Annotated in this window: 12 protein-coding genes and 1 other annotated feature; all 12 genes read right to left on the bottom strand. The window is 38.4% G+C overall.

Annotation, left to right across the window (positions count from 1 at the left end):
• Positions 1-301: 301 nt before the first annotated feature.
• Positions 302-838 carry a YhcN/YlaJ family sporulation lipoprotein gene (locus ACW2QC_RS10460; RefSeq protein WP_457543911.1) on the bottom strand — a complete coding sequence of 179 codons (537 nt, stop codon included), beginning with the start codon at positions 836-838 and terminating at the stop codon, positions 302-304.
• 58 nt (positions 839-896) lie between these two features.
• A complete protein-coding gene (gene nadE, locus ACW2QC_RS10455) occupies positions 897-1,640 on the bottom strand; it encodes an NAD(+) synthase (RefSeq protein WP_457543910.1) in 744 nt (247 codons plus the stop codon).
• Positions 1,641-1,667: 27 nt separating this feature from the next.
• Entirely contained in the window at positions 1,668-2,627 is a 960-nt protein-coding gene (locus ACW2QC_RS10450; RefSeq protein ID WP_457543909.1) for a hypothetical protein, read from the bottom strand.
• A complete protein-coding gene (safA, locus tag ACW2QC_RS10445) occupies positions 2,620-3,726 on the bottom strand; it encodes a SafA/ExsA family spore coat assembly protein (RefSeq protein ID WP_457543908.1) in 1,107 nt (368 codons plus the stop codon). The genes ACW2QC_RS10450 and safA overlap by 8 nt, the downstream gene beginning before the upstream one ends.
• 156 nt (positions 3,727-3,882) lie before the next feature.
• Complete coding sequence (gene pheA, locus ACW2QC_RS10440; RefSeq protein ID WP_457543907.1) at positions 3,883-4,740, bottom strand: prephenate dehydratase; 858 nt, start codon at positions 4,738-4,740, stop codon at positions 3,883-3,885.
• Between the two features lie 39 nt (positions 4,741-4,779).
• On the bottom strand, positions 4,780-6,060 hold the full coding sequence (gene obgE, locus ACW2QC_RS10435) for a GTPase ObgE (protein WP_457543906.1): 1,281 nt from the start codon (positions 6,058-6,060) through the stop codon (positions 4,780-4,782).
• Between the two features lie 15 nt (positions 6,061-6,075).
• Positions 6,076-6,597, bottom strand: a complete 522-nt coding sequence (locus ACW2QC_RS10430; RefSeq protein WP_457543905.1) for a Spo0B domain-containing protein — start codon at positions 6,595-6,597, stop codon at positions 6,076-6,078.
• 121 nt (positions 6,598-6,718) lie between these two features.
• Positions 6,719-7,009, bottom strand: a complete 291-nt coding sequence (rpmA, locus tag ACW2QC_RS10425) for a 50S ribosomal protein L27 (RefSeq protein ID WP_457543904.1) — start codon at positions 7,007-7,009, stop codon at positions 6,719-6,721.
• 14 nt (positions 7,010-7,023) lie between these two features.
• Positions 7,024-7,353, bottom strand: coding sequence for a ribosomal-processing cysteine protease Prp (locus ACW2QC_RS10420; protein ID WP_457543903.1), 330 nt, complete (start codon positions 7,351-7,353; stop codon positions 7,024-7,026).
• A gap of 12 nt (positions 7,354-7,365) precedes the next feature.
• Positions 7,366-7,674, bottom strand: a complete 309-nt coding sequence (gene rplU / locus ACW2QC_RS10415) for a 50S ribosomal protein L21 (protein ID WP_457543902.1) — start codon at positions 7,672-7,674, stop codon at positions 7,366-7,368.
• A gap of 14 nt (positions 7,675-7,688) precedes the next feature.
• Positions 7,689-7,766, bottom strand: a sequence feature (ribosomal protein L21 leader region).
• 74 nt (positions 7,767-7,840) lie between these two features.
• Positions 7,841-8,698, bottom strand: coding sequence for a M50 family metallopeptidase (locus tag ACW2QC_RS10410; protein WP_457543901.1), 858 nt, complete (start codon positions 8,696-8,698; stop codon positions 7,841-7,843).
• The gene (locus ACW2QC_RS10405; RefSeq protein WP_457543900.1) at positions 8,685-9,464 is read right to left on the bottom strand and encodes a peptidoglycan DD-metalloendopeptidase family protein; all 780 of its coding nucleotides are present in this window, start codon (positions 9,462-9,464) and stop codon (positions 8,685-8,687) included. The genes ACW2QC_RS10410 and ACW2QC_RS10405 overlap by 14 nt, the downstream gene beginning before the upstream one ends.
• Positions 9,465-9,510 lie beyond the last annotated feature (46 nt).

The following is a 9,510-nucleotide window of genomic DNA, read 5'->3' as shown; positions in this document are numbered from 1 at the left end:
TAAGAAAAGCGCAAGCGCCCGTTTAGCAACGTACAAACTGGAGGACTCTGGGACTGCACTCCGTTCGCCCCACCAAAAAGACTCGCAATGAGATAAAGGAAACACGGCGAGGTACGAGCCGATGTTGACTTATCGTAGTGGAGGAGTGTGAAGTTTGGGACTGCGCTAAATGCTCGTCCCACCAAAAAGATTTGCTAGTTGCTGGGCGCTGGAGCTGGACATGGCCTACTCTGCTGTAAGCATAATAGCGCCTCAAATTTTATACTAATCAATTGAAAAAACCTCTGCCGTCAAGCAAAGGTTAATCATCCATGTTAAATAAATCTTTAATTTCATCCTTTACATTTTCTGCTGCATTTTTAGGTCCTAAACGAGCTTTTAAATTATTTACCCGATCCCAATGAATATCATCTGTGTACACAACAATCTGTTTATTTGGTACGATTTTTTGTGTTTCTTGTTCAATCATATCCCGAATGTTATGGTCGGTATGATCATTTAACATCACCGCGACAACAACTTTATCATCCATCGAAGCAACTTGTGCCTGTTTTATTTCCTTCCGTTTAATGAGCTGATTATAGATTTTATCCGACTCTTCATTAACAAAAATATCGGAGTAGTTGCGGTTCCCTTTTGCTGCATTTGTATCACTTTGATCGCTCTGTGGGTACCCACCTTTTTCACCCCGTTCCCCTAACCGATTTTCCTGTTCGTTGTCCGTTTCATAATTCACGGATTGCGTATTTAGGTTATCGCTTTGAGCATCTTCATTTGAATTGGTACATCCGACCATAATAGTGGCTGTAAAAAGCAAAGTAACAATTAATTTATTCATAAAAAAACACCTCCCTATCCAATAGGTTGTATAAAAGAGGTGTTTTTAAACAGTTAATTTATCCCTTTATGACAAAATGTTTTGCTCCATTTCGTTTATGCTCGGTACGTTTATGCAATTGTTCGATTGTTTCTTTATCTGTTTCTGGAATTTCCTCACCCCGTAAGTAGGCATCAATAGTATCATACGTTGTACCCATTTCAGCTTCGTCTGTTTGCCCTTCCCATAAATCAGCACTTGGTTTTTTATCGATAATTTGTTCTGGAACACCTAGATAACTTGCCATTTCGCGAACTTCCTGTTTCGTAAATTCGACAATGGGAAGAATATCAACACCGCCATCACCATATTTTGTAAAATAACCAGTATACCACTCAGCAGCATTATCTGTACCAACAACTAAATAATTATAGTTCGTTGCAAGGGTATATAACGTACTCATGCGTAATCGGGCCCGAAGATTTGCATCAGCCAATTGATCATTTGCTTCTTGCCATTCTCCTTTTTGCCTTACTTGTTGTTGAATCCCGTTATAAAGTACTTGATGTGTTTCTGTTAAGTCAACTGTTACTGTATTTATCTCACAGCTTTCTGTAACATCCTGGGCGTGATTTATATCAGTCGGATTACTTTTGCAAGGCATAATAACACCCAATGAATGATCAGGTGCAGCCCGCTTGATTAAGTGAGCCACGACTGCCGAATCTAGTCCTCCGCTTACTCCAACCAAAAGACCATTTACACCCGTTTCCTGCACCTGTTGTTGTAACCACTGTACAATTTTATCTACTGTTTCTTTCATTGCAATCGCTCCTTCTCTGATACCTATCTAAATCGATTTTAGCATTGATTGTGCTTTTTTCAAAAAAGATTGTCGCTTTATCCAGTCCTTCTCCATTCCGGCCAAATAATTGTAAACAGAAGTAGAACTTTTACTGTTAAGAAAATGCAGCCATTCCCGCATTGCATCAGCAGGTACAACCATAGCGCTAATCCATAATTTCAATTGATTGTCTTTTACCATTCCATAGTCGAGTAATTTGTCGAAATTCCAATCCAAGTATGGTAAAAAACGCTGTCCTAATTGAATGTAATCATGAAGCATTGGTGAGCTCGCAAGTAAATCAAAATCAATCATATGCACTTCTTTGTTACGAATAAAATTGTGTCCAGCGACGTCACCGTGAATCCATTCGGAATACCTTGCAACGTTCTGTTCCAATGATTTCCAAGGAAGTTGGTGTACATATCGTAAATATACCTCAGACGTTTGTACGATATCCTTAAATAATGTTTCAAAACCATTTTTCGCAAAAAAATGTGCTGTTTTTTTAAAAGATGCTAATCGGTTGGCCCAACGAACATAAAAAAGTTGCCGTTTGACAGGATTGGGAACTGTAATTGACCGAGCATGTTCATGAAATTGTCGCAGTGTGTTCAAACAAGATTTTCGGTCAGCCTCCATAGCATAATTTAGTTTCCTTCCTTGAATAAATGGAGCAAGTGTCCAAATATGTTGATTATGTTTGATATATTTTTTCCCATTTGGAAACCTTTCATAAGCGTTAACAGTTGATAGGTTAATTTCTTCAAACAAATTCCATTGTTGTTCAACAACTTGAAGGCTATGATGCTTTTTTACAATTTGCTCTATTCCCTGGCTTGTCGTTACATGGAAAACATTAGCTTTAATAGGGATAATTTTTGCACATTCTAATTTCCCTTTTTGATATAAAAAAGAAGAGAGACGATCAACTTGCATGTCGTCTCTTCGCTTAAAATTATTCACTTTCCGAGTCATCCTCTTCTGAACGAAAATCAAATTCAGAAAATGGTGGATATCCTGGTGGTGTCGGGTACGGATTTTTATTTGTCGGGGGCATAAACTGCGGAGGATATGTTTGTTTATTGGTTAGATGTTCTGGTTGTGTCTGTTGTGGGTTAAATGCTGGATAATGCTGATATCCGCTTGGAAAACCGCCACCATACATTGGGGGTTGGTTCTGGTGATACCCCATCTGATACGGCGGTATTGGCTCCTTACCATGACACCCACAATCTTGATCCCCTGCTTGTGTTGATTTTGGTGGCATTTCCATTGTTGACATTCCTAATGTTGGCATTTTCATTGTTGGTATTTCCATTGTTGGCGATTCCATCTTATTTTCATAATGATGATATGGATGAAAATTGTCACCATGATGCATCGCAGCGTTAGGTTGCATATGTCCGCCAGCAAATGTACCCATTACCGGAAAAAAGTCATGTGGCATTGGTGGACCACACGGATGAATCACATGACAACACATTGGAACCATTTGCATTGGTTGTGGTAACGGTTGTGGTTGTGGTTGTGGCATCGGCTTTGGTTTTTCTTGTTTTACTGGCTCTTCTTTTGCCTCCGGATAATATGGCATCTGTGGCATATTAATCGTCGTGTAATTTTGTAGTTCTTGTTCCATTATCGGCATTTGAATCATTGGCTGCATCGGCTGTGTTGGTGTGTGCGGTTGCATCGGCATTTCTGGTTTCTGTGGCATTTCCGGTTGCTTTGGTATTTGTGGTTGCATTGGCATTTGTTGCTCCTTTGGCATATGCGGTTGCATTTGTTTTGGCTTTTCCTTTTCATCCTCCTTAATTACTGGTACTGGTTTAGGCGATATGTCCTTGTATGGCTGGTTGACTTGCGGTTGTTGTGTCTCTTTCATTTTCATGCTTTCCTTCTGTACGGTTTTTGTTGAACTAGGTATTTTTATTTTCATACCTGGCATAATCATATCCGGGCTTGATAATTGTGAGTTGAGTTGTTTTAATTCTTCAAAATCAACACCATATTTTTTTGCTAATTCCCACAATGTATCGCCTTTTTGAACGACGTGAATTTTCAAGTTAAACCAAACTCCCTTCATTTCAAGTTACAATTGGGCTAATCACTCATTATCAACATATGCACCAACTTAAGAAAAGTTGAAAACTAAATTCTTACACAACCAAAAAACCATCTATTCCAGTTTAAAATAGACGGTTTTTATTTCGCTTCCCAATTATATATTCAGTTGATAAACCGGATATGTACCCAAAATCGTTACCTTGCATCCCAATGCCTCTAATTCAGCTTTAACACCTGGGAATAAGACACCATCATATGGCTGGTTAACATCCACAATAAAGAAATAATTGCCCAATCCAGTTTTCATTGGTCGGGATTCGATTTTTGATAGGTTCATTTTTCGCCAAGCGAATGCTGCAAGGACTTGATGCAGTGCACCTGCATAATCACTAGGTAATGTAATTAAAAGGCTAGTCTTCTCCGCATCAACTTCATGTTTCACCCTAACAATTTCTTCATCTTTTGCTAAAACAGCAAAACGTGTATGGTTATTTGGATAATCATGGATGTCTTCTTGGTAGATCGATAAACCATATTCCTTGGCCGCAAGCTTATTGCCAATGGCGGCTATGGATTCGTTGCTGGTGCTGACGATTTCAGCCGCTCTTCCTGTTGAAGAGGTAAAACGAATCATCGCATTTGGTATGTATTGATGAATGTATTGATGACATTGTGCAATAGCATGGCTATGTGAGTGAATCTCTTTAAGTTCAGATATTTCTTCCCCAGAAAAATCTGGTCGAACAAGCAAATGCTGCTGAATTGGAACAACAATTTCAGCAACAATTGGCAAGCGTACTTGGTGAACAAGATAATCAACGGTTAATTGCACTGTCCCCTCGATCGCATTCTCAAGCGGCACAACTCCAATATCTATTTGATTAGCATCAACCGCATCGATGCATTCTGGTATCGTTTCAAAGCTCTGTTTCATTTCTCCATTAAATGCTGCATCAACAGCTAGCTTGGTAAATGTTCCTTTAGGTCCTAAATACCCTATTCTTAACGTCAAGCAAACCTTCCCCCTTATCTTCCTATCATAAACATCAAATTACTCAATGAACTCAAACTCATAATCCAATAATCTTATGGTGTCACCATCTTTCGCCCCACGTTTTCGTAACGCTTCATCGACACCCATTCCTCTCAGTTGACGAGCAAAACGCTGTACAGCTTCATCCCGATTAAAATCAGTCATTTTAAATAGCTTTTCAATTCTTACCCCTGATAGTACAAATGCGCCATCATCATCACGGGATATGTCAAAGGAGGCTTGTGGTCGTTGATAGCGATAAACAACTTCTTCTTCCGTCTCTTCAACCTTAGGAGCAACTTTTGGTATCCTTTCTAGTGTATCTGCAATCGCAAATAAAATATCTCTAAGCCCCTCTTTTGTAAGAGATGATATTGGATAAACCGGATAATCTTCCGTAAGCTTTTCTTTAAAAACCGTTATATTTTCCTCTGCACCCGGCATGTCCATTTTATTTGCTGCAATAATTTGCGGACGATCCATGAGCTTGCTATCATATTCTTTTAATTCTTGATTAATCTTCACAAAATCAGCATATGGGTCACGCCCTTCTGTCCCAGCCATATCAATAACATGGACAATTACTCTTGTTCGTTCGACATGTCGTAAAAATTGATGTCCTAAACCAACGCCAGAATGGGCTCCCTCAATCAAACCAGGCAAGTCAGCCATCACAAAACTCCGGTGGTCACTTGTATCAACCACGCCTAAATTAGGTGTTAATGTCGTAAAATGGTAATCAGCTATTTTCGGTTTGGCGGCACTCACAACCGAAATAAATGTAGATTTTCCAACACTAGGAAAGCCGACAAGCCCAACATCTGCAATTAGTTTTAATTCTACTTTAATATTGCGTTCTTGTCCTGGTTCACCATTTTCGGCAAACTCGGGTGCTGGATTTCTTGGTGTGGCAAAACGAGAATTTCCACGTCCACCTCTGCCACCATGTGCGATAACTGCCTGCTGTTTATGATGTGTTAAATCAGCAATAATTTCATTCGTTTCTTCATCTACAACAGTTGTACCAGGAGGAACTGGTACAACTAATGGTGTAGAATTTTTACCATGCTGATTTTTACTCATCCCATTTTCTCCGCGTTTTGCTTTAAAATGGCGATTATATCGAAAGTCCATTAATGTATTCAAACCTTCGTCTACTTCAAAAATCACATCGCCGCCATTTCCACCATCGCCGCCAGCAGGTCCGCCTTTTGGCACGTATTTCTCTCGACGATAAGCAACAAGACCATTACCACCGTCACCAGCTTTTATGTATACACTAACCTGATCTACAAACATTACTGCTCACCTCATTTAGTAAAACGGTATGGAAACATGACACGTCACTCCATTTTCCGCTTTACAGAAATTCATTTTATCCATGTATTTTTCATTCAGCTCTAAAATAGTATGTGCTTGAAAGTTTCCAGTTAACGATAAGTTTACCTCAATTGCAGACGAGGTATGATCCAACACCATTTTGCCGTCATATAATTCCTCATCATCAAGCAACTGCTCCAGCAACTCAATCGCCAATTGACATTGATTTAACAATGTTTCATCAATACCCTGTAATTTTTTATCTTCAACGTTTATATAATATGATAATCGAATATTCGCATGTATGGAATTAAATTGAATTAGCCATAAAGCAAATTTGGCAGCGTCCAAACTCATTAACTTTCTTTCTTCATGAAACCGATTCATACTTTCCGTTATTTTTGTTTGAACGCGATCAATTTTCCCCATTGAAGCATATCCTTGAACAATCTGCAAATCATTCATTAGATCATGCCTGTATAACCGTAGTAAATCTACCATTGCTTTCTCATCCAACAGAAATCCCCCCACTAATAACAAGAGTATAGCAGAAACGAAAAAAAACGTCATGCCTTCACGTATTAAAGATATAAAAAAGCTCCAACCAATCAATTGGCTGGAGCTTTTTTATAAGCTTTTACGCTTCTTGAGCTATTGGATAAACACTTACTTTTTTACGATCACGACCATAGCGTTCAAATTTAACAACACCATCCGTCTTAGCAAAAAGAGTATCATCCCCACCACGGCCTACGTTTTCACCTGGGTAAATCTTTGTTCCGCGTTGACGGAATAAAATAGATCCACCAGTTACAAACTGACCATCTGCGCGTTTCGCACCAAGACGTTTTGATTCAGAATCACGACCGTTCTTAGTACTACCAACACCTTTTTTCTGTGAGAAAAACTGTAAATCTAGACGTAACATTGAGCTGCACCTCCTTATTTACTTTGTATCGAAATAAACTGATTATACTCACTCGCAATTGTTTCTAATGAAATAATCATGCCTTCAAACAAGAGCTGTGCTTTTTCCTTTAACGTGTTATCCAGCGTGTCAGGAAGTGCAACACGAAGGTAACCACCTTCATTCCCCTGCTCAATATCAAGGTCGATTTCACATAATTCAAGAACTGCGTTAACTGCACCAAATGATACAGCAGACACACCTGCACACACTAAATCATAACCATAAGGACCACTATCAGCATGTCCAGAAAGTTCAAATGCTGTTATTTGATTATTTGAACGATAAACAGTTACATGAATCATAGACAAAAACCTTTATGCATTGATTTTTTCAACTACTAATTTCGTATACGGTTGACGATGACCTTGTTTACGATGGTAGTTTTTCTTAGGTTTATATTTGAATACAGTTACCTTTTTTTGACGACCATGTTTTTCAACTTTAGCAGTTACCGTTGCACCATCAACAAATGGAGCACCGACTTTTACATCTTCGCCGCCAACGAAAAGTACTTTATCAAAAGTTACAGATTCATTTGCATCTGCAATAACTTTTTCAACGTAAATTTCCTGACCTTCTGAAACTTTAATTTGTTTACCACCAGTTTCAATAATTGCGTACATAACTTGCACCTCCTTAGTGAACTCAGACTCGCCATTTAGGTACCCTTTCAAGAAAGAGTTTAGCAACCTATTCTGCGCGGTTGTAGCATGTGGTGCTACGATGAATAACGTATTGATGATAGCATGATTAATGAACAATTGTCAAGCACTCAAACGTTATCGCTTTCTAGTATTGAACAAGTTCACCAATTGTCTTGTTATACTGTCTTTCGTAAAAAAACTGCTGTAAACAATCATTTTCCTCAATGGATTTTCGTTCACTTTCCGGAAATTGAATATAAATAGAGTGCCTCTTTTCCCGATGAAATTGCGCAAACACTTCCAGTAAAGAACTTTGATGTGGGACTACAATGGATCGAACACCTTTCACAGTTGGATCACCTTGGTAACGTTTTAATAAAAATCGGATAAATACATAATACCGCTCTTTCCATTCCATTCTGTTTTCCTTTAGCAGAAAAAGTATGATTAAAAAGGAGCTTAATGTAAATGGAAAAATAAATAATTGAAGCAATAAAATGCTAATACAAGCAAGCAACGAAATAATGATAACAGAATGATATGCCCGACGATATGGTATAAAAGAAGAAAGCAATAAAAATAAAAACTTTCCGCCATCTAACGGCCATATTGGTACTAAATTAAACAAGAGAATGAGTGTATTATAATGAAACATTAATTCAATTAACGATGGTGGAACAAGCTCACCACCCGAAATAAAAAATATGATGCCATAAATAAAAAGATGTTGCAATGGACCCGCTATCGTAACAAGCATTTCTTCATGGATTGGCCTATTTCCATGTTCATCTGTATCCATTACGCCCCCAAAAACCCATAACATGATACTTCTAATACGCCATTTAAAGATAATTGCCATCGTATAATGTCCTAGTTCATGAATAAATACAATAGCTAGGATAATAAACAGTTCCACAAAGGTACCTGTCAGTAGAGAGATCGCTATAAACAACAGGAGAATAGGATGAATATGGACAGGAGGAACATATTTACGGAACATCATCGACTTTAATTACCTGCACAGGATCGACATATTTATTGTCTTTCTCAATAGCAAAAAATACTGTTTTATTCGTTTCATTTGGTACAAATTCCCCAATTCGTTGATTATAAGCAACCGATTGATATAAATGAACGTCAATAGAATCTAAATAGCCATAAGTCGATTTACTTCCATCCGCATGCTGTACAACCACTGTTTTATCCGTCTCACGATCATTTCCGGCAAAAATAACGACACCTTTATCCAATGAAACAACGTCAGCTTTATCTTGTGGTGAAATCATAATACCTGAACCATTTGCTTGAAAAGACTCAGACACCTTTCCGTTAACTGGAAGTGCCAATGCCTGCTTATTACTTACTTTCTGCTTTTCCTTTGGCGCTAATGCCATGGGTGAGCCAAATGTTTCCTGATACCATTGATTCACCCGAGCAAATGGAAATTCCTTTGTTAATGCATTGCTTGTCCAGGTCATTGGCTTACTTAAAAAGGTGGCATCGGTTTGGTATAAAAACGCCACACCAAAAAACATGATAACCGACAAAACCCCTTTCAACACAATACTTGAAACCAACCGATTCTGCTGTTTCACTGGACGTTGTTGTTTTTGTGGATTGTCAGGAAAAATCGGATAATAACCATGCTTTTCTTCCTCTTGGGGGAAGGCAGGTGTCAGTTTCTTTCTTGTTTCTTTCTCGGAGTTTAAGGAGCGTAAATTTTTCCGTTGCGCAATTGATTTACGAACTTGTTTTACACCTTTATTCATATCCTCACATTCCTTCATCAGACTTTTTTACAAGTGTATGTGCAAG

Source organism: Virgibacillus sp. FSP13 (assembly GCF_054048505.1).
The sequence above is the reverse complement of the archived record's forward strand: the minus strand, read 5'-3'. Positions and strand labels throughout refer to the sequence as shown.